The 24,298-nt window shown below is 41.7% G+C and carries 24 protein-coding genes; 16 read left to right on the forward strand and 8 right to left on the reverse strand.

Annotated elements, in window-relative coordinates; translation table 11 throughout:
• The gene (gene yjgA / locus ACEO2X_RS03205; protein ID WP_004975130.1) at positions 1-534 is read left to right on the forward strand and encodes a ribosome biogenesis factor YjgA; all 534 of its coding nucleotides are present in this window, start codon (positions 1-3) and stop codon (positions 532-534) included.
• A 109-nt stretch (positions 535-643) separates the two neighbouring features.
• Here yjgA and ACEO2X_RS03210 read toward each other — a convergent pair whose 3' ends face one another.
• Positions 644-2,290 carry an acyl-CoA synthetase gene (locus ACEO2X_RS03210; RefSeq protein ID WP_371971068.1) on the reverse strand — a complete coding sequence of 549 codons (1,647 nt, stop codon included), beginning with the start codon at positions 2,288-2,290 and terminating at the stop codon, positions 644-646.
• 1,212 nt (positions 2,291-3,502) lie between these two features.
• Between ACEO2X_RS03210 and thrS the strand changes: the two genes are divergently transcribed.
• Together thrS and infC are read left to right on the forward strand one after the other, a co-directional pair.
• On the forward strand, positions 3,503-5,425 hold the full coding sequence (thrS, locus tag ACEO2X_RS03215) for a threonine--tRNA ligase (protein WP_371971069.1): 1,923 nt from the start codon (positions 3,503-3,505) through the stop codon (positions 5,423-5,425).
• Positions 5,426-5,430: 5 nt separating this feature from the next.
• Complete coding sequence (gene infC, locus ACEO2X_RS03220) at positions 5,431-5,979, forward strand: translation initiation factor IF-3 (protein ID WP_074964463.1); 549 nt, start codon at positions 5,431-5,433, stop codon at positions 5,977-5,979.
• Between the two features lie 53 nt (positions 5,980-6,032).
• On the opposite strand, the gene ACEO2X_RS03225 is transcribed toward infC, so the two are convergent.
• Positions 6,033-6,605 carry a hypothetical protein gene (locus ACEO2X_RS03225; protein WP_371971070.1) on the reverse strand — a complete coding sequence of 191 codons (573 nt, stop codon included), beginning with the start codon at positions 6,603-6,605 and terminating at the stop codon, positions 6,033-6,035.
• A gap of 92 nt (positions 6,606-6,697) precedes the next feature.
• Positions 6,698-7,171, reverse strand: a complete 474-nt coding sequence (locus ACEO2X_RS03230) for an Hsp20 family protein (protein ID WP_019836319.1) — start codon at positions 7,169-7,171, stop codon at positions 6,698-6,700.
• Between the two features lie 278 nt (positions 7,172-7,449).
• Here ACEO2X_RS03230 and ACEO2X_RS03235 point away from each other — a divergent pair, with 278 nt between their 5' ends.
• From ACEO2X_RS03235 to ACEO2X_RS03245, 3 genes are all read left to right on the forward strand, one after another.
• On the forward strand, positions 7,450-8,067 hold the full coding sequence (locus ACEO2X_RS03235; RefSeq protein ID WP_234114513.1) for a glutathione S-transferase N-terminal domain-containing protein: 618 nt from the start codon (positions 7,450-7,452) through the stop codon (positions 8,065-8,067).
• A 72-nt stretch (positions 8,068-8,139) separates the two neighbouring features.
• Entirely contained in the window at positions 8,140-8,424 is a 285-nt protein-coding gene (locus ACEO2X_RS03240) for a hypothetical protein (RefSeq protein ID WP_136144406.1), read from the forward strand.
• 7 nt (positions 8,425-8,431) lie between these two features.
• The gene (locus ACEO2X_RS03245) at positions 8,432-8,860 is read left to right on the forward strand and encodes a YqaA family protein (RefSeq protein WP_179989945.1); all 429 of its coding nucleotides are present in this window, start codon (positions 8,432-8,434) and stop codon (positions 8,858-8,860) included.
• Positions 8,861-8,888: 28 nt separating this feature from the next.
• Here the strand turns inward: ACEO2X_RS03245 and ACEO2X_RS03250 are convergent, their stop codons facing one another.
• Entirely contained in the window at positions 8,889-9,650 is a 762-nt protein-coding gene (locus tag ACEO2X_RS03250) for an energy transducer TonB (RefSeq protein ID WP_371971071.1), read from the reverse strand.
• 337 nt (positions 9,651-9,987) lie between these two features.
• Here ACEO2X_RS03250 and rpmI point away from each other — a divergent pair, with 337 nt between their 5' ends.
• Together rpmI and rplT are read left to right on the forward strand one after the other, a co-directional pair.
• Positions 9,988-10,182 carry a 50S ribosomal protein L35 gene (rpmI, locus tag ACEO2X_RS03255; protein WP_004975152.1) on the forward strand — a complete coding sequence of 65 codons (195 nt, stop codon included), beginning with the start codon at positions 9,988-9,990 and terminating at the stop codon, positions 10,180-10,182.
• Positions 10,183-10,193: 11 nt separating this feature from the next.
• A complete protein-coding gene (rplT, locus tag ACEO2X_RS03260) occupies positions 10,194-10,553 on the forward strand; it encodes a 50S ribosomal protein L20 (RefSeq protein ID WP_004975153.1) in 360 nt (119 codons plus the stop codon).
• A 292-nt stretch (positions 10,554-10,845) separates the two neighbouring features.
• On the opposite strand, the gene ACEO2X_RS03265 is transcribed toward rplT, so the two are convergent.
• Positions 10,846-11,874, reverse strand: a complete 1,029-nt coding sequence (locus tag ACEO2X_RS03265; RefSeq protein ID WP_371971072.1) for a hypothetical protein — start codon at positions 11,872-11,874, stop codon at positions 10,846-10,848.
• A 159-nt stretch (positions 11,875-12,033) separates the two neighbouring features.
• Here ACEO2X_RS03265 and pheS point away from each other — a divergent pair, with 159 nt between their 5' ends.
• The 3 genes from pheS (at position 12,034) to ACEO2X_RS03280 (ending at position 15,863) form a co-directional block, all read left to right on the forward strand.
• On the forward strand, positions 12,034-13,014 hold the full coding sequence (gene pheS / locus ACEO2X_RS03270; RefSeq protein WP_004975156.1) for a phenylalanine--tRNA ligase subunit alpha: 981 nt from the start codon (positions 12,034-12,036) through the stop codon (positions 13,012-13,014).
• A 174-nt stretch (positions 13,015-13,188) separates the two neighbouring features.
• Entirely contained in the window at positions 13,189-15,570 is a 2,382-nt protein-coding gene (pheT, locus tag ACEO2X_RS03275) for a phenylalanine--tRNA ligase subunit beta (protein ID WP_371971073.1), read from the forward strand.
• Positions 15,567-15,863, forward strand: coding sequence for an integration host factor subunit alpha (locus tag ACEO2X_RS03280; RefSeq protein WP_004649746.1), 297 nt, complete (start codon positions 15,567-15,569; stop codon positions 15,861-15,863). The genes pheT and ACEO2X_RS03280 overlap by 4 nt, the downstream gene beginning before the upstream one ends.
• Positions 15,864-16,233: 370 nt before the next feature.
• On the opposite strand, the gene ACEO2X_RS03285 is transcribed toward ACEO2X_RS03280, so the two are convergent.
• From ACEO2X_RS03285 to trxA, 3 genes are all read right to left on the reverse strand, one after another.
• Positions 16,234-16,533: a hypothetical protein gene (locus ACEO2X_RS03285; protein WP_131260745.1), complete on the reverse strand. Its 300-nt coding sequence runs from the start codon at positions 16,531-16,533 to the stop codon at positions 16,234-16,236.
• A gap of 421 nt (positions 16,534-16,954) precedes the next feature.
• Positions 16,955-18,223 carry a transcription termination factor Rho gene (rho, locus tag ACEO2X_RS03290; RefSeq protein ID WP_004975162.1) on the reverse strand — a complete coding sequence of 423 codons (1,269 nt, stop codon included), beginning with the start codon at positions 18,221-18,223 and terminating at the stop codon, positions 16,955-16,957.
• Between the two features lie 336 nt (positions 18,224-18,559).
• Positions 18,560-18,886 carry a thioredoxin gene (trxA, locus tag ACEO2X_RS03295; RefSeq protein ID WP_004975164.1) on the reverse strand — a complete coding sequence of 109 codons (327 nt, stop codon included), beginning with the start codon at positions 18,884-18,886 and terminating at the stop codon, positions 18,560-18,562.
• A gap of 271 nt (positions 18,887-19,157) precedes the next feature.
• On the opposite strand from trxA, the gene ppx reads away from it, so the two are divergent.
• Genes ppx through ACEO2X_RS03320 form a run of 5 tightly spaced genes read left to right on the forward strand, consistent with a single transcriptional unit; the run spans position 19,158 to position 24,285 of the window.
• Positions 19,158-20,678 (forward strand): exopolyphosphatase, encoded by a 1,521-nt coding sequence (ppx, locus tag ACEO2X_RS03300; protein WP_004975167.1) that lies wholly within the window; start codon positions 19,158-19,160, stop codon positions 20,676-20,678.
• A gap of 32 nt (positions 20,679-20,710) precedes the next feature.
• Complete coding sequence (locus ACEO2X_RS03305; protein WP_004975170.1) at positions 20,711-21,532, forward strand: acetyl-CoA carboxylase carboxyltransferase subunit alpha; 822 nt, start codon at positions 20,711-20,713, stop codon at positions 21,530-21,532.
• Positions 21,469-22,815: a tRNA lysidine(34) synthetase TilS gene (gene tilS / locus ACEO2X_RS03310; RefSeq protein ID WP_371971074.1), complete on the forward strand. Its 1,347-nt coding sequence runs from the start codon at positions 21,469-21,471 to the stop codon at positions 22,813-22,815. Before ACEO2X_RS03305 ends, tilS begins: the two co-directional genes overlap by 64 nt.
• Positions 22,816-22,845: 30 nt before the next feature.
• Positions 22,846-23,673 carry a pyrroline-5-carboxylate reductase gene (gene proC, locus ACEO2X_RS03315; RefSeq protein ID WP_096902428.1) on the forward strand — a complete coding sequence of 276 codons (828 nt, stop codon included), beginning with the start codon at positions 22,846-22,848 and terminating at the stop codon, positions 23,671-23,673.
• A gap of 42 nt (positions 23,674-23,715) precedes the next feature.
• Positions 23,716-24,285, forward strand: coding sequence for a YggT family protein (locus ACEO2X_RS03320; RefSeq protein ID WP_004975174.1), 570 nt, complete (start codon positions 23,716-23,718; stop codon positions 24,283-24,285).
• Positions 24,286-24,298 lie beyond the last annotated feature (13 nt).

Consider the following 24,298-nt stretch of genomic DNA (forward strand, 5'->3'; position numbering starts at 1 on the left):
GTGGCACGTCGACCGCAACGTTTTACCGAAGATGACTTTGAATCTTTAGAAGGGCGTGCAAGTAAAACCGAACAGAAAAAAGCCGTACAACGTATGGCTGCACTGGGCGAACAATTGGCGCAGTTAAGCGCCAAACAAATTCAGAAACTTCCAGTAGAAGAGCGTTTAATTGATGCTTTACTGGAATTGCAAAGCATTACTTCACATGAAGCACGTCGTCGTCAGTGTCAGCGTATTGGTAAATTGTTGCGTAATGAAGATGAAAGCGTAATTTTGTCTTATTTGACACCGCAACAAGGTGCGAAAAAAACCGCACAGTTACAGCGTTGGGTGGAACGAATTATTAAAGACGGCGACCCTGTGATTAATGATTTTAGTAAAACCTATAAAGCGGCTGAACGTCATACACTGCGTCAGCATGTGTTGCGTATCCACCGTGATATGAAACAGGAAGTGTCTGCGGAAGAACTTGAAGCATCTAAGCTCAAGTTGTTTAACTATGTGCAGCAAGTGGCTTTATTGTCAGAAAGCTAGATTAGCGTACCTTATCTAAGAAGATAGATAGCGTGAGCTGATGATTGCACAAAAAAACGACTCATGACGAGTCGTTTTTATTTGGTCTTAATATAGAGATTTTCAAATTTTAGCCAAACTCACCGACTGAACGCTCTTTGGCCCATTCACGCAGTACAAATTTTTGTAATTTACCTGTCGATGTTTTTGGAATTTCAGTAATCACCACATCCTTTGGTACTTTAAAACGCGCCAAATGTTGACTGCAATAGGCAATAATTTCTTCAGGGCTGACCTGCTTGCCTTCTTTCAGTTCAATAAAGGCACACGGGACTTCCTGCCAACGTGGATCTGGTTTTGCCACCACTGCGGCTGTCAAAACTGCAGGATGTTGATACAGCACCTCCTCCACTTCGAGTGACGAAATATTTTCACCCCCTGAAATAATCACATCTTTAGAACGGTCAGTAATTTTGGCGTAGCCATCGGGTTGGCAGACGGCTAAATCACCTGTATGAAACCAACCGCCTGCAAATGCTTCTGCGGTAGCTTTTGAGTTTTTCAAGTAGCCTTTCATCACGATATTGCCACGGAACATAATTTCGCCCATGGTTTTGCCGTCTTTTGGTACAGGTTGCATGGTTTCTGGGTCTAAAACTTTCATGCCATCTTGCAGCGGATAAGGCACGCCTTGACGCGAATGTAATTGTGCTTGTTCTTGAATGGATAGGTCGCTCCAGCCTGCTTGAGAAGCACACAGCGCAGATGGGCCATAGGTTTCAGTTAAGCCATAAACGTGAGTTACGTTAATGCCAATATTGCGCATACCTTCAATAATTGCTGCTGGCGGTGCAGCACCCGCAACCATCACTTCAACACGGTGATCAAACTGGGTCTTTTTCTCCTCAGGGGTGTTGATGAGCATCGACAAGACAATTGGCGCACCGCAGAAATAATCGACTTTGTGCTCTGCAATTAATTTAAAAATCAGTTCAGGGTCGACTTTACGTAAGCAGATATTGGTGCCACCGTTGGCTGCCATCGTCCATGCAAAGCACCAGCCATTACAGTGGAATAGGGGCAGTGTCCATAAGTAGGTTGCACGTGGGGTCATCCCGCAGGCAATAATATTACTGGCTGCATTAATGTAGGCACCGCGATGATGATAGACCACGCCTTTCGGGTTGCCTGTCGTGCCAGACGTATAGTTCAGGCTAATTGCATCCCATTCATCTTGTGGCAAATGCCATTCAAAATTTGGGTCACCTGCAGCCAGCCAAGTTTCGTATTCAATCTGTCCGATGCTAAGGGCATTGGCAGCATGCTCATATTCTGCATCGTTGACATCAATCACGTAAATTTCATGATTGACCATCGCTAAGGCTTCTTGTGCCAAAGCCGCAAATTCAGGGTCCACCAAAAGCACTTTGGATTCTGCGTGATTAAGCATAAATGCCAGTGTTTTAGCATCCAGACGAGTATTTAAGGTATTCAGCACTGCACCTGCCATTGGTACGGCAAAGTGTGCTTCTAGCATGGCGGGAACATTAGGGAGCAGCACCGAAACAGTATCATTTTTGCTGATGCCTAAATTTTGAAGTTGATGCGCAAATTGGCAGCAGCGCAAATAAGTTTCGCGCCAGGTAATTTGACGGGAACCGTGAATAATTGCGTTTTGGTGAGGGTAAATATAAGCTGCCCGTTCTAAGTAACGTAACGGGGACAAGGCGACAAAGTTCGCAGGGGTACGCGGTAGTTCATCGTATGCGCTGACCATTATTTTCTCCATATGTGTCGTTATTTTATCCTGCCTAAAACGATAGGGACTTTATGGCCGTTATGCAGTTATGCTTTAGTCGAAAATCTGTTGTTTTTATTTTGAATCACTTGTAAGTACGTTTAAAAATTAGTTTAAGTAAAATTAGCGGTTTGTTATCTATTAAAAATAATCACTTATTCTTTTATTTGTCTTTTATAGCGTGATGGGCGAAGTCCGTCCAATGCTAAAATGCATGGCTAAATTCACGTAATTCTCTAAAGTCAAGTTGTTAGCTAATTTTAGTCCTGCTCAAAGACGAGATGTTATGTTTGTTTGGTTATTTATAGTTATAAATTTAAGTCCCTACTTGTTTTTTAAGTAGGGAATAAATTAAGGCTTATAGAATGAATTCATAAGGTCTATTCAGTGGATGCTTACTTTTATGCAACTTCTTGAACAGCTTAATCTACAGCAAAAATGGGTTAATCCATTTTCATTCAGATTTCAACGACTCCAAGTTTGCGTGCAGCGCGATATTCAATAAACAACTCAAGCAATCGCCAAAGTAAGCGCATGGAATAGGGGAGCGTGACATGCACAGAGATTATTTTTAGAAACTACTCAAAGTTTGCAGCATCAGGATACAGGAACACCACAACTGATTGTGGATATAGCACGTTTTCAGCATAACTTGGATTATGTTACAGCGCATTTGCCTGCGCGGGTGTAGCTACGACTGGTGATGAAATCGCTAGCGTGTTTGGAAATATTGCAAAATGCAAGCCAAAATCTGAATACGAAACGTTTTATGGTGGCTATTAGATGGGGAGATTATTTTATTTTGAGGATAGTCATCCACACGCCTTATATGGACGAAGCAGCAATCAAGAGTTGGTTCAAGTACCCAAACAGTATCGCATTCAAATAGAGGATTAGGTGTTTTTACGCCCGCAGTAGAGTGAGGCGGTGTTACCCCACTTTGCCGAGGTGTATGCCTATCTGCATCAACAATACACGCCTTGGGCAACATTTAGGGAATAAAAACAGCTGAAATACCGATTCTTTGGCTTTTTTAGGACACAATGGTTTAAACCTGTACGCAAGCCGTGTAAAATTTAAGGCGCTTTTTTATTTATACACCGTTTTTATCTTTTGAGGGTCTCCCTTAATCATAATCTCGCGGTGATATGCTCCATGGTACGGGGCATCACTCCTTAAGGATTTTTATCTATGCCTATTATCACTTTGCCAAATGGCGATCAAAAACAGTTTGATCAAGCCGTATCTGTGATGGAAGTTGCTCAAAGCATCGGTCCAGGTCTTGCCAAAAATACAGTTGCTGGACGTGTGAATGATCGTTTAGTCGATGCTTGCGATTTAATTACTGAAGATGCAACCGTACAAATTATTACGCCTAAAGATGAAGAAGGTGTAGAAATTATCCGTCACTCATGTGCGCACTTGGTGGGGCATGCGGTAAAACAGCTTTTTCCTGAAGCGAAAATGGTGATTGGTCCTGTCATTGAAGAAGGTTTCTACTACGACATCTGGATGCCACGCCCATTTACATTAGATGACATGGCCGCAATCGAAGAGCGTATGAAAAAGCTCATCGACCAAGATTATGATGTTGTAAAAAAAATGACCCCACGTGATGAAGTGATTGCAGAATTCACAGCACGTGGCGAAGAATATAAATTACGTTTGATTGCAGACATGCCAAACGAAACCCAGATGGGCTTGTACTATCACCAAGACTATTTGGATATGTGCCGTGGTCCACACGTTCCAAACACTAAATTCTTAAAGTCGTTCAAACTCACCAAAATTTCTGGCGCTTACTGGCGCGGTGATGCTAAAAACGAACAGTTACAACGTATTTATGGTACGGCTTGGGCAGACAAAAAGCAGCTCGCAGCGTATATCAAACGTATTGAAGAAGCAGAAAAACGTGACCACCGTAAAATTGGTAAAGCTTTGGACTTGTTCCACATGCAGGAAGAAGCGCCAGGCATGGTGTTCTGGCATCCAAATGGCTGGACGATTTACCAAGTACTTGAACAATACATGCGCAAAGTACAACAAGACAATGGTTACCTAGAAATTCGTACCCCGCAAGTGGTCGATTTTACGTTATGGGAAAAATCAGGACATGCTGCCAACTACGCAGACAATATGTTCACCACCCATTCTGAAAACCGTAACTATGCAGTAAAACCAATGAACTGCCCATGTCACGTACAAGTCTTTAACCAAGGGCTTAAGTCGTATCGTGATTTGCCAATTCGTCTTGCAGAATTTGGTTCATGTCACCGTAACGAGCCATCTGGTTCATTGCACGGCATTATGCGCGTACGTGGCTTTACTCAAGATGATGCGCATATTTTCTGTACCAAAGAACAAATTGGGCCAGAAGTTGCAGACTTCATCAAACTGACTTTAGATGTGTATAAAGATTTCGGTTTTGAAGAGGTGCAAATGAAGCTGTCTACACGTCCTGAAAAACGTGTGGGAGATGATGCACTTTGGGATATGGCAGAAAAATCTTTGGCAGATGCTTTGGATGCTGCAGGTTTAGAATGGGAGTTGCAACCAGGTGAAGGCGCGTTCTACGGTCCGAAAATTGAATTCTCACTGAAAGACTGCTTAGGTCGTGTGTGGCAATGTGGTACAATCCAGTGTGACTTTAACTTGCCTGAACGTTTAGAGGCATCTTATGTCACTGAAGACAATGATCGTGATCAGCCTGTAATGTTGCACCGTGCAATTCTTGGCAGCTTTGAACGATTTATTGGTATACTTATTGAGCACTATGCAGGCTTTATGCCACCATGGTTAGCGCCAGTGCAAGCTTGTGTCATGAATATTACCGACTCACAAGCTGCTGCAAGTGAACAGGTCGTCGCAAAACTTAAAGAAAACGGTATTCGTGCTATTTCTGACTTGAGAAATGAGAAAATCGGCTTTAAGATTCGTGAGCGTACATTAGAGCGTATTCCATACTTATTGGTACTTGGGGACCGTGAAGTGGAAGAAGGAACGGTAAACGTCCGTACTCGCTCAGGAACAAATTTGGGTACTATGTCAATTGATGCTTTCATTGACCTAGTGAAAACAGCCGTCGCAGAACGCGGCCGGTATATTGTGGAGTAACAGCGATTAAACAGCCTGACCGTAATCAACAGGGCGGAAAATCTAACCGTCCTGCTTTGAATGATGAAATTCGTGCAAAAGAAGTCCGTCTTGTAGACGAAAATGGTGAGCAAAAAGGTATTGTAAGCTTGGCTGATGCATTGCGCGCAGCAGAAAGCGTCGACCTTGATTTGGTGGAAATTGTGGCAAATGCCGAACCACCAGTATGTAAAATCATGGACTTTAACAAGCATTTGTTTGATCTAAAGCAAAAGCAGAAAGAAGCGAAGAAAAAACAGCATCAAGTACAGGTGAAAGAAATCAAGCTGCGCCCTGCGACTGATGTTGGCGATTACAACGTAAAATTACGTGCAATTATCAAATTCCTTGAAGAAGGAAACAAGGTAAAAATCACTTTACGCTTCCGTGGTCGTGAAATGGCTCACCAACAGTTAGGTTTGGCTCAATTACAAAAAGTTGAAGCTGACGTAGTTGAATATGGTGTAGTTGAACAAGCACCAAAAATGGAAGGTCGTCAAATGGGAATGCTGCTTGGTCCTAAAAAGAAAAAGTAAGCACTCATTGAGTCTAAAAAGCCCTGCAATCGCAGGGCTTTTTGATGCTGGTTTTATGAGTCTCGATGGAATTTTAACTTCCAGTGGTCTTGAAGCATTTGAACGATGGCATGACGATGCTGTTTGGAAAAACTGAGTAAATATATCAGGCTGAATTTATGTCTCAGCCAATTGATGGGTTGTTGATGAATAAAAATAAACTCTATGGTTCCCATTTTTCTGTCAAATGCATCCAGATCACTCGTTGAATCGAAAGTTTTTACTTGCCTTAACATCCAAGTAAGTGGTGCATCAAACTGATGATTAATCCGGCAATCATAAATTTCATGTTTTTGAATGCCGAAAGTAATGGGAATGTTCCAAACACTATAATAAATTTTCTGTGGTGTAATGATTAAACGTAAATTCCATAAGACCACTGCGATGGCTATACAGCCTAGATTGTATAAGTGCATGGTCAGTTCCAGCTCAATGAATAGCGTCCAGATTTCTACAAAAGTCCTATTATTGCTCCGCCCGATATAGAAAATAACTGAAGTTACCAAGAGCGGTAAGAGAACAAAAAATACGGCTGCAAGTTTAAAGATAGCAACCGGATACTGTTTTGTTGAAGGTTGTGCTTTCATCTATGTTTTTATTATGCATGTTTTGAATCTACTATGCTGTTATGTATAAAAAAAGAAAGACTCCAGTTGGAGTCTTTCTTTGAATAAGCACATTATTCCGTATTCACGGTTTTTTCGGTCACCTTTTCCGGATTTTCTAGCAGTAACTTTTTGCCGATCGGGATTTGTCGCGGCAACTTCTCTTCTGGAATGATACGTTGCAGATCAATCACCAACAGACCATTTTCATAATCGGCTTGTTGTACTTCAATGTGCTCGTCTAAACGCAATGACAGTTTAAAGGAGCGACGGGCAATACCTTTATGCAGATATTCAGTACCTTCGGTTTGCACAACCTCAGGCTTGCCGGAAATGGTCAGTAAACGGTTTTCAAGTGAAATATCCAGCTCGTTCTGGTCGAAACCAGCAGTTGCCACTACAATGCGGTAATGGTTTTCGCCATGTTTTTCAATATTGTAGGGCGGATAGTTGGGTGCATCGCTTTGCATGGCATAATCAATGAAATCATTCAATCGATCAAAACCAATACTGCGACGGAAAAGTGGATGAAGATTGATGTTACTCATTATTAGAACCTCCTGAGGTCAGCAAAGTCTTAAAACAAGAATTTATCTGTCATGATCATCATCGACAGGGCAAAAGATGAAATATCATCCTGATGCAAAAATAAATATGTGTTTGAGTGAAAAAAATTCAAGGAAGAGCGCGAAAATTTTTTATTTTTAGTTTCAAGTAATTGAATAGATAATAAAAATTTATTTTTCGGTGCAATACTTGTTGTTTTTGGTCAGATCTATTATGTTGTTGAAACACCAAAATAAAGGTGCACGGAGCATAGGCACAAATGATTGATTTATATTATTGGGGTACGCCCAACGGTCATAAAATTACAATTGCACTTGAAGAAATGGGTTTGGAATATCAAATTTTCCCCATCAATATTTCAGAAGATGATCAATTTCAGCCAGATTTTTTAAAAATTTCGCCCAATAATAAAATTCCTGCAATTGTCGATCAGAACGGTCCGCGTGGTGAGCCAATCTCTGTGTTTGAGTCGGGTGCAATTTTGCAATATCTAGGGCGCAAAACTGGCATGTTTTATCCTACCGATGAACAGGAGCGTGTTGAAGTAGAGCAGTGGCTCATGTGGCAAATGGGTGGTTTTGGTCCAATGTTAGGACAGAATCATCATTTTAGCCGTTATGCACCAGAGAAAATTCCTTATGCGATTGAACGCTATATCAATGAATCCAAGCGTTTGTATGGCGTGTTAAATAAGCAGTTGATGGGGCAAAAGTACGTGGCGGGCGAATATTCAATTGCTGATATGGCTATTTTGCCGTGGGCGTTACGTCATGACTGGCAAAATATTTCGCTGGAAGATTATCCGTATGTACAAGACTATATTACACGGCTGACTGCGCGCCCTGCAGTGCAGAAAGCACTCGCGATTCAAGTTTAAATCTACTTTTATGCTAAGATGCCAGCCACCTGATACCTCACTTTTTCAGGTGGCTTTTTTATTGGATGAGCTATGCAAGAATTTTTTTTAAACTTTACCAAGATTGTTGAGCAAAATGCCAAAGTGTATTGGAGCATTATTTTGGGCATTGTGTCTTGCTTGATCTTATTTGTGATCGAAGCATTTCATGTGCAGAATATGATTGCGGCTTTAAATAGCACAGATCAACAGGTTTTACGTGCTGCGATTGAGCCTGTTACTCAGCGTTATACATGGGCACGTGCGGCACTTATTTTGCTTAGTATTTTTTGGGCGAACTGGGAATATCGTAAAACCAAGCAGGCTTTAGGGCTTTAAATCGTCTATGCTTTGGACGCTGTTTGGTTTATTTTTATCTGCATTTGGTGCGGCAACTTTATTGCCTTTACAGTCCGAAGCTGTGTTGTTGGGGCTGTTATATGAAGGCAGCTATGCACCCATTTGGCTGATTAGCATTGCCAGTCTAGGCAATATTTTAGGTTCTTGTGTGAACTGGTATTTGGGACTCAAGATCGAACATTATAAAGATAAAAAGTGGTTTCCTGTTTCGGCTACACAATTAGAAAAAGCACAGCACACCTACGCCAAATATGGGTTTTGGTCTTTACTGCTCAGTTGGATGCCGATTATTGGTGATCCAATTACGCTGATTGCAGGTTTAATGAAAGAACATTTTGCCCGTTTTGTGTTGATGGTGAGTCTAGCCAAAATCGGGCGTTATCTGTTTATTTATTTTGTTTATACATGGGTTTAAGCAAGCAACCCCTATTATCTATAGACACTTATGACTGTTCTTGAGCATCACACGTGTTTAAATCAAAATAAATTTCATCTTTTAATTTTGACTTTTTATACAGCCAAAATTGACGCGGTACATCTACTTGAGCAGCTTTCACTGCAGCTAAAATTTGTTGATCAAGTGCGTATTGTCCCGAACCTTGTGTCAATTTCACACGTTTCACTTCGCCATGCTTATTTACTTTGAATTGAAACTTTAACTTACGTGAGTGATTTTTTAAATCTTCCGCACTTAAGTTTAATTGTGGTTGACTACGATACTTAAATTGAACTTTTTGCTGTTGTTGCTGTGCTAACCATTGTTTAGATTGAAAATCAAACTGGCAATCTTCGTGCTGGTTATCCTGAAATCTTAAATTAAAGCTTTGAAAACCAATGGTCGGTACGGCAGTATCTTCTACATAGGTCGGTTGAATTTCAGCAGTGCGAACCGCTTGTAATAAGGCATCATCTATTTTTTTCAGCCCTGTACTTTCTTGAATAGTGGCTTGACTGATTTTGCCGGTTTCATCTGCATAAATACGCACAATTGCAGCTCGGTTTTGTTGATTTAAATCTTCATTTTTATATTTGGGTTGTGGAAACTTGCGCCATGCTAAGCGTGTGGTGAGATGAGCAGGCAAGGCAGCACTTTTTTGTACTTCGAGTGTGGCTTTTGGTGTCGATTTCTGCTGCGGTGGTTTTGCAAAAAGATGCGTCGCACTGAGTCCAAGCAATAGAGTTATATATAAAGATGTTTTCATCATATTACGGTCTTTTTTATCTCACACAAGACGAGGCGAAGTATTGATGGAATTGTGGATAATCGCAAGGGTAATCCGCAACTTATTGCAAGTTTTTAGGGTGTTGATCTGCACAATTTTTGACAGAGCTTTAGCTTTATTTTGAATTGTAGTGGGTGTTCACAATTCCAGTATTTTTTCCTGAGTTGAATTACGGCAAATGAGTGAGGTAATGATCATTTTTTATTTAGCCAATATGCTTTTGTTTTAAGCAAAGATGCTTTAGAATACTCGCTCCCTTACCTGCAGGTCGTTTTTGCAATGGTGCAGACGTGCCGAACAGGTGTTTAAAGAGGTTGTTATGGCTAAGTTAAAAACTCGCCGTGGTGCAGCTAAACGTTTCAAAGCGACTGCTAACGGTTTCAAGCGTAAACAAGCGTTCAAACGCCACATTTTGACCAAAAAATCTGCTAAACGTATCCGTCAATTGCGCGGCTGTGTAATGGTTCACGTGAGTGACGTTGCTGCTGTTCGTGCTATGTGCCCATACATCTAAGGAGATTATAAATGGCTCGTGTAAAACGTGGTGTACAGGCTCATCGCCGTCATAAAAAAATTCTTGCTCGTGCTAAAGGTTACTATGGTGCTCGTTCACGCGTATATCGCGTAGCGTTCCAAGCGGTAATCAAAGCAGGTCAATACGCTTACCGTGACCGTCGTCAAAAGAAACGTCAATTCCGTGCTTTATGGATTGCGCGTATCAATGCGGGCGCTCGTCAAAATGGTTTATCGTACAGCCGTATGATCGCTGGCTTGAAAAAAGCACAAGTGATTATCGACCGTCGCGTACTTGCTGACATCGCTATGCATGACGCAGTTGCATTTGCTGCTTTAGCTACAAAAGCTAAAGATGCATTAGCTGCATAAGTCTTTATGACTTAAAAGAAAGACCGCATTTGCGGTCTTTTTTTATGCCTGAAATTTAGGGTCTCTGCCAAGTTTCATAACTCAATCTGAGAAATTTTTAGCCACAGCCTGAGCAAAAACAAGCACTGCTTTGTTTGCAGCGGAAGGCGCAGCGAAGGACAAGCATATTTTTTGCTGCTATTGCGTTATGTGCCGGTCATTTAGAATGACTAAATTTCCTGTCCCATGCCTTATATCAGCTAAAAAATATGCGTTGTCGCAAACATAGACGAATTGTCAACAGCCCCTAAGCTTATAAACCAAAATAATAGGCAGCTGCACAAATAACCACAGTCATTAAAATCAGTTTAATCACGGCAGATGTACCCACTTTATGCGTAGCTGCAGGTGTTGGTATTTGTGGTGAAGCGATGTTTTGTACTTGGCTAGGCGTTGATTCAAAAGGATCAGGTGTTTGCACTGGCGTGAGCTGTGCGGTCTGATAATGGTTCGCAACCTTGGTGATAAATTTGGCGTGTAAATCTTCAAGTTTCTGAGAAAAATGACGTAAATTGAGTTGTTCGCTTGGTTCAAGTTCTGTGCCATCGGCATGATAAGGATGCTGGATTTGATTCTGAATGTGTTGATCCAGTGCATCTAAACGATACAGCATCTGATGTGCATAGGCAGCAGGGTAGTCTGCGGGGATTAACGCCAAAGTTGGGTACATGCTTTCAGTTGCGTTTTGAGTAAGATCTACACCGAAATAAGGTTTAGCGCTTTGCTCTGGTTCAACAAACTCTGTAGCACAAGGATTTAAAAATAACTCGGAGCGAATAAAGCGATCAATTTCATCCCAGTTTGGAGAGGCAAAATCTGTATCGAGCTGTCTGGCAAGTTTGTGATTTAATTGATAACGCCACATGACTTCTTGACGTAGCTCGCTCTGTTGGGAAACAGGCGCCATATAATCTTGTTCTGCGGTATACCATTCTGCAAGCTCTTTTCCGAAAATCCAAGCAGATTTGTGCTGTGCCTCGTGACTCACAATAAAGTGTGCAAAAGGCAATAACTCTACATTTGGATTGGGGTTTTTTTCATCATTTAAAATACTTGCCTGATGTAGGCTTAAACGTCGCACACCTTGTTGTTTAAGATGCTCTAACCAGATTTGAAAGTGTTGTGCCAGTAAATGTTGTGACAATAAATCACGAAACTGAATTTGATGCTGGTTAAACACTTGATGCTTGAGCCAATGATTAAAACTTAAATCTTGAGCCAAATATTCATTGCCATAAGTCACAAGGGTAAGTTGCTGTTTCCAAATCTGATCGAGCGCCATAATGTTGAGATCTCGTGGTGATTGGCTTTATCTTATACTTTTTGTATTTCAAGATGCTAATCTAATTTTCATTACATCGAAGCTTCATCAAAGCGACTAAAAACTGTTAGAATACGGGGTTTTTAAATTATTTCTAAATTGTTGCTTTTGAGAGTTACTATGTCACTGGAAGCCCTGACCAATGAAGCGCTCGCTGCAATTGCAGCAGCAGAGGACCTTGCTACACTCGACCAGGTGCGAGTGCAATTTACGGGGAAAAAAAGCCAGCTTGCGGAACAATCCAAAGCACTGGGTAAAATGGACCCTGAACAGCGTAAAGAATTTGGTGCACAAATTCATGCTGTGCGTGAAGCAATCAATGCGGCATTAACTGCGCGTCAAACTGAATTACAACAAGCGGCTTTGGCACAAAAACTGGCGAATGAAACCGTTGATATTACTTTGCCAGGTCGTGGTCAAAGCATCGGCAGTATTCACCCAGTTACGCAGGTACAGGAACGTATTTGCCAATTCTTTACCAAAGCAGGTTTTACCGTGGCAACGGGCCCAGAAGTTGAAGATGACTATCACAACTTTGAAGCGTTGAATATTCCAGGACATCACCCTGCGCGTGCCATGCACGATACTTTCTATTTTGATGTGAATCATTTATTGCGTACCCACACGTCGGGCGTACAAATTCGCACCATGGAAAATCAACAGCCGCCTATTCGTATTGTTTGTCCAGGTCGTGTGTATCGCTGCGACTCAGACCAAACACACTCACCAATGTTCCATCAAATTGAAGGCTTATACGTCGCAGAAAATACCAGTTTTGCAGAACTCAAAGGTTTGTTGATTAACTTATTAAATGAATTCTTTGAAAAAGACTTAAAAGTACGTTTCCGCCCATCTTATTTCCCATTCACAGAGCCAAGTGCTGAAGTGGATATTATGGATGAACGTGGTCGCTGGTTGGAAGTTTTGGGCTGCGGTATGGTGCATCCAAATGTGTTACGCGCTTCAGGCATTGATCCAGAAAAATATAAAGGTTTTGCCTTCGGTTTAGGGGTAGAGCGTTTTGCGATGTTGCGTTATGGCATCAATGACTTGCGTATGTTCTACCAAAATGATGTGCGTTTCTTGCGCCAGTTTGCTTAAAACTTTTTAAACAACCTTTCCTAAAATTAGGAGAGGAAAAAGAGATTATTTTTAAATTTTAAAAATCCCCCTAAATCCCCCTTTGTAAAAGGGGGACTTACGCGAAATAAATAGAAGTGTGGGAATTCCCCTCTTTGTTAAAGAGGGGTTAGGGGAGATTCAGGAAATGAATGTATGAAAATTAGCGAAAATTGGCTACGCACGTGGGTTAACCCAGCCATTGACAGCGATACTTTATCGAATCAACTCACGATGCTGGGTCTAGAAGTTGATGATATGTCACCAGCAGCAAAGCCATTTACAGGCGTTGTGGTGGGTGAAGTCTTAACGGTTGAACAGCATCCAGATGCAGATCGTTTACGTGTGACTACGGTAAATATTGGTTCAGGTGAGCCGTTGCAGATTGTGTGTGGTGCGCCAAACGTGCGTGTAGGTATGAAAGCACCTGTGGCAACCATTGGTGCGGTATTGCCAGGCGACTTTAAAATCAAAAAAGGCAAACTGCGTGGTGTGGAATCACAAGGGATGCTCTGCGGCGCATCAGAAATTGACCTTGAAGATAAACTTGATGGTTTATTGGAACTGCCTGCAGATACACCTGTAGGTGTGAATGTACGTGAATATCTTGATCTAGATGACCATGTCATTGATATCAGTATTACTCCAAACCGTGGTGATTGTTTCAGTATTCGTGGTATTGCCCGTGAAATTGGGGTGATTAACCAATTGCCAGTGAATACACCTGACATTCAGGCAGTAGCGGCAACTATTCAGGATGAAAAAACTGTACAAAGTTTGACGGAAGGCTGCCCACGTTATTTAGGTCGTGTGATTAAAAATGTAAATACCAAAGCCGCTACACCTGAGTGGATGGAGCGCGCGTTGGCACGTTCAGGTATCCGTCAGCACAGTATTTTGGTTGATATTACCAACTATGTCTTGATTGAATTGGGTCAGCCAATGCACGCTTTTGATGGTGCTAAAATTCAAGGTGGCATTCAAGTTCGTCAAGCGACTGCAGCAGAAAAATTGGTGCTGTTAAACGAGCAAGAAGTTGAGCTGCAAGATGATGTGATGGTGATTGCCGATGACGCAAAAGTATTGGCGATGGCGGGCATCATGGGTGGTTTATCTTCTGCGGTAAGTGATGAAACCACAGAAATTTTCCTTGAATCCGCTTTCTTTGCACCATTGCATATCGCAGGTCGTGCACGTCGTTATGGTTTGCATACCGATGCCTCACAGCGTTATGAACGTGGTGTCGATTTTGAATTGCCATTATTGGCGATGAACCGTGCATCACAACTGATTGCAGAATTTGCTGGCGGCGAATTTGGTCCAATTACAGTGGCAGAACAAGCAGCACAATTGCCAACACGTGAAGCAATTGCGTTAAATCAAGCGCAAGTCGATCAGCTCTTGGGTTATCACGTTGATGCTACATTTATTGCCGATGCTTTAACTCGTTTAGGCTGCGAAGTTACTGTTCAAGCTGAAGGTCAGTGGAGCGTTGTACCACCATCACATCGTTTTGATATGGCAATTTACCAAGACTTAATTGAAGAAGTTGCTCGTATTCACGGTTATGACAACATTCAAATCAGTTTGCCTGTGATTGATGTGCAATTAGCAAAATACCAAGATCAGTTTGAAGTTGCGCAATTACGTCAAACCGCAGTGACTTTAGGTTATCAAGAAGCAATTAGTTTTAGCTTTGCCGATGCAAAATTGGAAAAACAATTAAACCCTGCAGTGAATCCGTTGGCATTGGCGAATCCAATTTCAAGCGATTTGGCAGTAATGCGCTCAACGTTGTTATCCAGCTTAATTCCATGCGTTCAGTACAACGTGAATCGTCAACAAAACCGTGTGCGTTTCTTTGAGTTGGGTTTACGTTTTGATTATCAACATGCAGCAAGCATTCATGACTTGAAGCAAATTCCAACTTTGGCATTGATTGCGGTGGGTGCTAAACATGCAGAATCTTGGCATGCTAAAGCTCAGCCTATGGATTTCTTCGATTTTAAAGGCGATATTGAAGAAATTTTAGCTGCAGGTCGTGTGCAGGTAGAGTATGTTCGTTCAGAGCGTACTTGGTTGCATCCTGGACAATCTGCTGAAATTTTGGTAGATGGTCAGTCTATTGGTTACTTTGGTCGTTTACATCCATCTTTAGAAGATGAGCTGGATTTAGGCACGGCTTGGGTAGCAGAACTCGATCAAACAGCAGTTTTGCAAACTTATGTATCTAATTTTACAGAATTATCACGTTTTCCATCGGTTAGACGTGATATTGCGCTTTTAATTAGTGATAAGATAAATGTAAGCGAAATTCAGCAACTTATTGAAAAAACGGGTGGAGCGCTGTTAGACTCAACTTGGTTATTCGATGTGTATACTGGACAAGGTGTTGAACAAGGCAAGCGTTCTTTGGCTTTTGCTCTGTTATGGCAACATCCAACACGTACACTTGAAGATGCTGAAATTAAATCTGGTATGGATAACATTCTGCAAGTGTTGGAAAACACTTACCAAGCGACATTGAGGGCTTCATGACAGCATTAACAAAAGCAGAAATGGCTGATCATTTAAGTGAGCTCACGAGTTTAAACCGCCGTGAAGCGAAACAAATGGTCGAGTTATTTTTTGATGAGATCAGCCAAGCACTGATCTCTGGCGAGCAAGTTAAACTTTCAGGGTTTGGGAACTTCGAGTTACGTGATAAACGTCAACGACCTGGTCGCAACCCGAAAACAGGCGAAGAAATTCCAATTTCAGCCCGCCGTGTAGTCACATTCCGCGCAGGGCAGAAATTCCGCCAGCGTGTGGGAAATGAGCAGATCGATTGATCTGCTTTTTTTTATGCTTTTTATAAGAGATTTTAGAAAGACGCTGTGATTTAGCAAGACATAGTGATTGATCTTGCAATTGGGAGACTTGAATCAAACTATGGATATGAATGAAAACACTGTAGAGCTGAACAAGACGCTACCTAAGAATTGAGCGTGGAGATGAGAAACCAAAAGGTTATATCGAAATAAATGCCGAATGGGGTTAAGTGTTTTGGTTAAATGCTTTTATATGCTGAATCATCTACTTGAAAAAGATGGATTGAGCGATTTGGAGATATTGTGCTGAGTAAAATAAATTTTAGACAAAATATTCAGAAATAAAAAAGAGAGCCATCGGCTCTCTTTTTGTACTGCATAATCGTATCGATTATTGAGCAGCAGCTTCAGAAGCAGCAGCAGCAGCGTCTACAGCAGCATCAGCAGCGTCAGTTGCAGCAGCAGCAGCAGTGTCAGCAGCATCAGTAGCAGCGTCTACAGCAGCTTCAGCGCCAGAAGCAACTTCTACAGCAGCAGCGTCAGCAGCAGCTTCAGCTTCAGATGCAGCTACAACAGCTTCAGATGCAGCAGCGTTAGCGTCAGCAGCAGCTTCTTCAGTTTTTTTAGCACAACCAACGAAAGCTAAAGTAGTAGCAACTGCAGCAGCAATAGCGATTTTTTTGAATAACATGGCATCACTCTCTAAAATATGAGATTAAAAAAAACCGACGTTAGTCTGTTGTATGCTTTTATTATTCCTAAATTTTGTTAGGCACTAACAACGCAGGCGCAGTCTAACTGGTCTGCGAATATGCTATCACTGCGCTTTTTGAATTGCTACTAGGTTGATTGAAAAAAAGGCAAAAAAACGCGAAAAATACGTGCTTTTTTAACAGAAAATAACAATTAATTTGGCATTTTAGATTGGAGAGTTGCACGGTAACTGGCTAAAAACTAAAAGGTTTTTACTAAATATTTTTTTATAATCATTTACTTAAAAATAAGTTTACATATACCGCGTGCAATTGTGTCTTTATGTAAATTTTGTCAACCAAATAAAAAAGCCATCGTTTTAAGATGACTTTTTTAGGTGTTCTAATATTTATAGCCGTTTAATTGGCTGCTTTACGTTTCATTTGATCAAAGAAGTCGTCATTAGTTTTGGTTTCTTTCATGCGATCAAGCAAGAATTCCATTGCTGCCAATTCATCTTGAGTGTGTAACAATTTACGCAAAATCCAAACTTTACGCAAATTATCTTCACTCATTAAGCGCTCTTCACGACGTGTACCTGATTTTTTGATGTTCATGGCAGGGAAAACACGTTTTTCTGCAATACGACGGTCTAAGGTAATCTCTTGGTTGCCTGTACCTTTAAACTCTTCGTAAATCACTTCATCCATTTTACTGCCAGTTTCAATCAGTGCAGTTGAAATAATGGTTAGAGAACCACCTTCTTCAATATTACGTGCAGCACCAAAGAAGCGTTTTGGACGTTCTAAAGCGTGCGCATCAACACCACCTGTTAAAACCTTGCCTGAAGAAGGTACGACAGTGTTGTAGGCGCGTGCCAAACGGGTAATCGAATCCAGTAAAATCACCACGTCTTTTTTATGTTCAACTAAACGCTTAGCTTTTTCAATGACCATTTCTGCAACTTGAACGTGACGAGCAGGTGACTCATCAAATGTTGATGCAATCACTTCACCGCGCACGGTGCGTTCCATTTCAGTCACTTCTTCAGGGCGTTCATCAATGAGAAGTACAATCAAGAACACTTCTGGGTTGTTACGAACAATCGACTGAGCGATGTTTTGTAGCAACATGGTTTTACCCGCTTTAGGCGGAGCCACAATAATTGAACGCTGACCTTTACCAATTGGCGCAACCAAATCTACCACACGTGCAGTTAAGTCTTCAGTTGTTCCATTACCTAACTCCATCACCAACTGTTCTGTTGGGAAAAGCGGGGTTAAGTTTTCAAATAAGATTTTATTACGTGAATTTTCAGGGGTGTCATAGTTAATTTGATTGACTTTGAGCAAAGCAAAATAACGTTCGCCTTCTTTTGGTGGACGAATCGTACCTGTAATGGTGTCACCCGTGCGCAGGTTAAAGCGACGAATTTGCGAAGGGCTGACATAAATATCATCTGGGCCAGCAAGGTATGAACCTGCAGCTGAGCGTAAGAAACCAAAACCATCAGAGAGAATTTCTAGAACGCCATCACCAAAAATCTCTTCACCATTCATGGCATGGCGCTTTAAGATGGCAAAAATAATGTCTTGCTTGCGGTTACGCGCCATTCCTTCAAGGCCCATAAACTCGGCAATCTTGATGAGTTCGCCAATCGGTTTTTTCTTGAGTTCGGTTAAATTCATAGAGGTTCTGATAGAATTAAAATTCTGGGGTACAGGTTAGAGAGGGAGCAACATTTAGCCGCATTCATACAATAAAATGAAAGCAATTGTATTTGCACAATAACGATTCAGAGCACTGATTCATTGTTTGATTGAAAAATGTGAAAAACAATTTCTGTTGCCGAGCGGCATTTTTGTGTTGTGTCTTTTCAGAAAGAGGATGAAAGATCCTGCGTTTCCTGAGCATGCAATATAAGAGAGAAACGTCTACTTGTCAATTTGTAGGCAAAAAAAATACGCCAATGCGTGGCGTATTTTTTTTCATCATCTCTATAAATAGACGATGGATCAATCGACTTAGATATTTTCGTCAATAAACGCAGTCAATTTAGATTTAGGTGCTGCACCGACTTGCTGTGCAACCACTTCACCATTTTTGAACATCAATAATGCTGGAATATTACGGATGTTGTAGTTCACTGCAGTTTGTTCGCAAGAGGTTACATCAACTTTTACAATTTTAACTTTGCCTTGGTATTCGTCTGCAAGTACTTCAAGTACAGGTGCAATTGCTTTACATGGCGCACACCAGCCAGCCCAGAAGTCAACCAATACAGGAGTATCCGATTGAAGAACATCTGCTTCGAAGTTTGCATCAGTGGTGTTTACGATGTTGCCAGACATGGATTACGCTCCAAATAATTTTTAAGATAGCTTTAGTTAGTATTACATAGCCATCTTGAACAAAGTAGGGGAATCTGTGGATTTTCCATTCAAAATACAAATTTGTCCAATTGATCGTGACGATAACGCTAAACGAAAATGCGAATTCTGTAACACAATTGTCATATATGCGGAAAATTTAAATAGTCGTCAAATTGTGCTGATAAATGGCTTTTAAATTAGGTGTATGTGAATTACTCTAGGCACAATTCTGTCTAGGTTTGTTTGAAGAATGTCTGATTTTTTAATTGATGAAGAGTTACTCGCAGCCATCGATATGGGGTCGAATAGTTTCCACTTGGCGATTGCTCGAGTGGATCATGGTGAAGTAAAAAAAGTGGCATCAATGTCAGAAAAAGTACAGTTGGCCGCAGGTTTAGATGAAAATAAGAATTTGACCGAAGCTGCTCAACAACGTGGTTTGGCATGTTTGGCGCGTTTTGTAGGACGTTTAACTGCGGTGCAGTCAAATCGTTTGCGTATTGTGGCAACCAACGCATTGCGTCAGGCCAAAAATGGACATGAGTTTATTCAAAAAGCCGCAGAAATTTTGCCTAAGCCTATTGAAATTATTGCAGGGCGTGAAGAAGCCCGTTTAATTTATTTAGGCGTATCGCACACGATGGCAAATAGTGGTCGTCGTTTGGTGATTGATATTGGCGGTGGCTCTACAGAATTGATTATTGGCGAAGAATTTGAGCCAATTCATACCGAATCTTTACAAATGGGCTGTGTGGCCTATACCAAAGCCTATTTTGCCGATGGCGAAATTAGCAAAAGCAGTTTTGAAAAAGCAGTGGTTGCAGCGCGTAAAGAATTGTATTCGATTGCCAATACTTATAAAGAAGCAGGTTGGGATACCGTTGCAGGTTCGAGCGGTACCATTAAAGCCTGTCGTCAAATTACGGTAAATATGGGCTGGAGCAATGAGCAGGAAAATCTGACTCGTGAAGGTTTAGAAAAACTCAAAGACCGTTTGCTCAAGTTTAAACATGTATCAGAAATGGAATTTGATGGTCTAAAAGAAGACCGTCGAGCAGTTTTGCCAGCAGGTTTGGCAATTTTATATGCCGTATTTGATGTATTAGATATCGATAAACTGGTGTATTCCGACGGTGCGTTACGTGAAGGTGTAATGTATGACTTGTTGGGGCGTTTTCAGCATGAAGACATTCGTGACCGCAGTGTACAGGCCTTAATGGGGCGTTATAACTCAGACCCGAAACAGGCAGGACGTGTGGTGAAAACTGCGCAACATTTGTTTGACAGCGTGGCAGAATCATTAAAATTAAATAATGAAGATAGTGACTTATTACGTCGTGCTGCGTACCTGCATGAAATTGGTTTAGCCATCAGTCACAGCAGTTATCATCGTCATGGTGCATATTTATTGCAACATTCGGACATTCCTGGTTTCTCACAAATTGACCAAAACTATCTCTCGCATTTGGTTGGTAACCATCGTCGAAAGTTGCGCCAAGACGCGAAAACAGAAGCACTGAAAGCGGGTGGCAATAAAATTGTTTACTTAAGTTTGTTGCTTCGCCTTGCAGTTTTGGTCAACGCAAGTCGTAGCGATGCGATGCTTCCTGCCATTGAATTAAGCATCCGCAATGCGCAACAATGGCAGCTCAGCGTGTCGGGTGATGCCAAACAATGGCCATTACTTGTCGCTGAATTGCACGATGAACAAGTGCAATTCAAGAATTGGGACATTGAATTGAATATTCAGTCGGAACAATTTGTCGATTAAGATTTGGTTAATTTAGGGATAACAGTCGACTTATGAAAAAAGCTGCTCAATCTAAAGCATGGAAAACCGTGCAAATTGCACGTCATCCTGAACGTCCGCAATTTCTAGACTATGTGGGTGAAATTTTCACTGAATTTGATGCCTTACATGGCGATCGTTTATTTGGTGATGATGGTGCAATGATCGGTGGATTGGCACGCTTTGATGGTCAGCCTGTCATGGTGATAGGTCAACATCGTGGTCGCAGTACCCGCGAAAAATTACAACACAACTTCGGGATGTGTAATCCAGAAGGCTACCGTAAGGCACAGCGTCTTATGGATATGGCAGAGCGGTTTAATCTGCCAGTTTTCACTTTTGTTGATACCATGGGTGCATACCCAGGTGTAGGTGCAGAGGAACGTGGTCAGGCAGAAGCGATTGCGACCAGCTTAGCGCAATTGTCGAACTTAAAAGTACCTGTAATTGCTACAGTATTGGGCGAAGGTGGTTCAGGCGGTGCGTTGGGTATTGGCGTGGCTGACCGTGTGGTAATGTTGTCACACAGTATTTACTCTGTTATTTCACCAGAAGGTTGTGCGTCTATTCTGTGGAAAACTGCAGAAAAAGCCGAACAAGCCAGTGAAGCATTGGCATTGACTGCAGAAAAACTGCAAAAGATTGGTATTGTAGAATACGTGGTTGATGAAGGTGAGGGTGCGCATTTAAACCCTGAACAAGTCATGCACAGTCTGAAAAATGTGTTAAAAGAAGCTTTGGATGAATTGCAAGCGATGGATGCAACACAACGATGCGAAGAACGTTACCAGCGTTTAATGAAGTTTGGCAGCGACAATTTAGGTCTAGCGTCTTAAGCCAATTACAGGCTTTTTCTGCACAGACAAAATTTTTAATCGGATGTAGTGGCGGCATGGATTCCATGCTGCTACTGCATCTTTTGTCGTTTTTGTGCCCTGAAAAAGTACGCGCGATTTATATTGATCACCAATTGCAAAGTCCAAGCGCAGCGTGGGGCACATTGGTGCAAGCCACCTGCCAAAATTTAAATGTGCCGTGTGTGCTGCAAAAAGTCAGTGTGTCTGAGGGTAATTTAGAAAATCAGGCACGTCAGGCGCGTTATCAGGCCTATATGCAGCACTTAGATAGCAACGAAGTTCTAGTATTGGCGCATCATCAGCAAGATCAGGCAGAAACCGTATTGCTGCGTTTGTTTTCAGGCGCAGGTGTGCAAGGACTTGCTGCCATGCAAGCTGTCGATGTGCGTGATGGCATCAGTATTTGGCGTCCGTTATTGGATATTTCGCGTGAGCAGATTTGCCAATGGAGTGCTGAATTAAAGCTCGATTATGTGCAAGACCCAAGCAATCAGGATGTGCATTATGACCGAGCTTGGGCAAGAGAAATATTGTGGCCTGTCGTGCAACAGCGTTTTCCTAAAATGCAGCAAGCTGTGACGCGTACTGCAAACTTGATGCAAGATGCCGAACATATTTTGGACGAAGTTTTGGCGCAGGATTTAGCTGCATGTGGCACAGACTCGCAGTTGAATTTAATTCAGTTACAACAATTGTCTTTGTCACGGCAACGTCAGCTATTATCGGCATGGATGAAAGGACAGGCACAATATCGCCCAAGTTTTGATATGGTCGAACGCTTGCAACGTGAGGTGATTCAAGCCAAAGCCGATGCACAAGCGGCATTACATTGTCAGGATTATTATTATCTGCGTTATCAGCAACAATTATTTCGTTTGCCGAAAGCGGAGTATTTAGCTGCAGAACATTTTGAGGCAGAAGAACAAGTGTTATGTTTGCAGGCAGATCAGACTTTTCAAGTGTGGTCTGGCTGTTATCAACTGCAACAAGCCAAAGTCGGTTTATCTGCAACTTTGCTGAATCGTCCGTTAACTTTACGGCCACGTTTGGGTGGTGAAAAAATTCATTTGTATGGTCGGGTGGGCACATGGCCACTGAAAAAAGCCATTCAGGAAGCACAAATTTTTCCGTGGACGCGTCATACAATTCAAATATTAAGCCTAGATAATGTTATGCTAGGCGTTTTTAGCCCCAAAGGCTTTTGGCTTGCACAGTCGGACTATTGTGTCGCAGATGGATGGCAACCGAATTTAGTCTCTTAACGACAAAGAACTCAACGAAGAGCGTGAATCATGAGTGCAGTATTGAATTGTAATATTAGTTTCATTGGCGGTGGCAACATGGCGCAAGCCTTGATTGGTGGTTTGATTGCCAGAGGTTTGCCGCCAACCCGTATTACAGTTTCAGACCCTGTAGAACAAGTGCGTGAATTATTAAAAGAAAAAGATGTGCATGTCACTGAGGATAATTTGGCCGCGATTGCAGATGCAGATATTGTGGTATTTGCAGTCAAACCACAGGTTTTGGCACAAGTATTGCGTCCATTGCACGGTCAGTTTGAAGATAAACTGGTGATTTCGATTGTTGCGGGCGCAGAAATTGCCACGATTTCTGAGTTATTACGTACAGAACGTGTAGTGCGGGTAATGCCAAATACGCCTGCTTTGGTGCAAACAGGTGCACATGGTTTGTATGCAACCGAACAGGTCAATAGCACTGACCGTGAATTGGCAAGTCAGGTTTTGGCAGCGACAGGTTTAACTATTTGGGTAAACTCTGAGGCGCAAATTGATGCTGTGACTGCAGTATCTGGTTCAGGGCCAGCATATTTCTTCTATTTGATGGAAAGTATGATTCGTGCAGGCAAGAACTTAGGTTTAGATGAAAAAGTGGCGACAGCACTGACGTTACAAACTGCTTTGGGTGCAGCACAAATGGCAATTACCAGCTCGAATACACCTGCAGAATTACGCAAAAATGTAACTTCACCAAATGGCACGACCCAAGCGGCAATTGAAGTGTTTGATCATGCGCAAATTTCACAAAATATTCAGGCGGCATTGGCTGCTGCTAAAACGCGTAGTCAAGAATTAGCGCAAGAGTTGAGTGATAGTATTTAATTATTGAAAAACAATGAATTTAAATTTTAGGAAAGTTTAAGTATGGGTGCAAATTCTGCGCTAATTTTTGGCATTATCATTAACGTAGCGATTTTGCTCGTATTCTTCCGTTTCTTAATGCAATTGGCAGCGGTGAGTCCTTATAACCCTGTGGTGCTTTCAACCATTAAAGCCACCAAAATTGTAGATGTATTTGGACGTATTTTTCCAACGGTTGGCAAAGGTCGAGTTAACTCTGCAGCCTTGGCTTTGTTGGTGGTGTTGTATCTACTCAAAATTTTTGGTGTTATGTATCTCAATGGTGCGATGCCGAATAGTCCAATTCACTTACTGATTCTGACTTTTGTGACCATGATTCAGGATTTAATCCGTTTCTGTCGTTATTTGATTTTTGCCACCATTATTTTGAGTTGGGTGGTGATGTTTACTCAATCTCGTGGCCCGTATATTGAGGTGATTCAAGAGTTGGCAGAGCCGTTATTAGCACCATTTCGTCGTTTATTGCCGAACATGGGCATGATTGATTTGTCGCCAATTATTGCATTTTTGGCTTTATATATCGCTGAAATTATTATGAATCAGGTAGCGATTGTATTGCTGACTGGCTTATAAGTCGCATTATCCT

It is taken from the genome of Acinetobacter sp. AL9 (assembly GCF_041464035.1).
GTDB lineage: Bacteria > Pseudomonadota > Gammaproteobacteria > Pseudomonadales > Moraxellaceae > Acinetobacter > Acinetobacter towneri.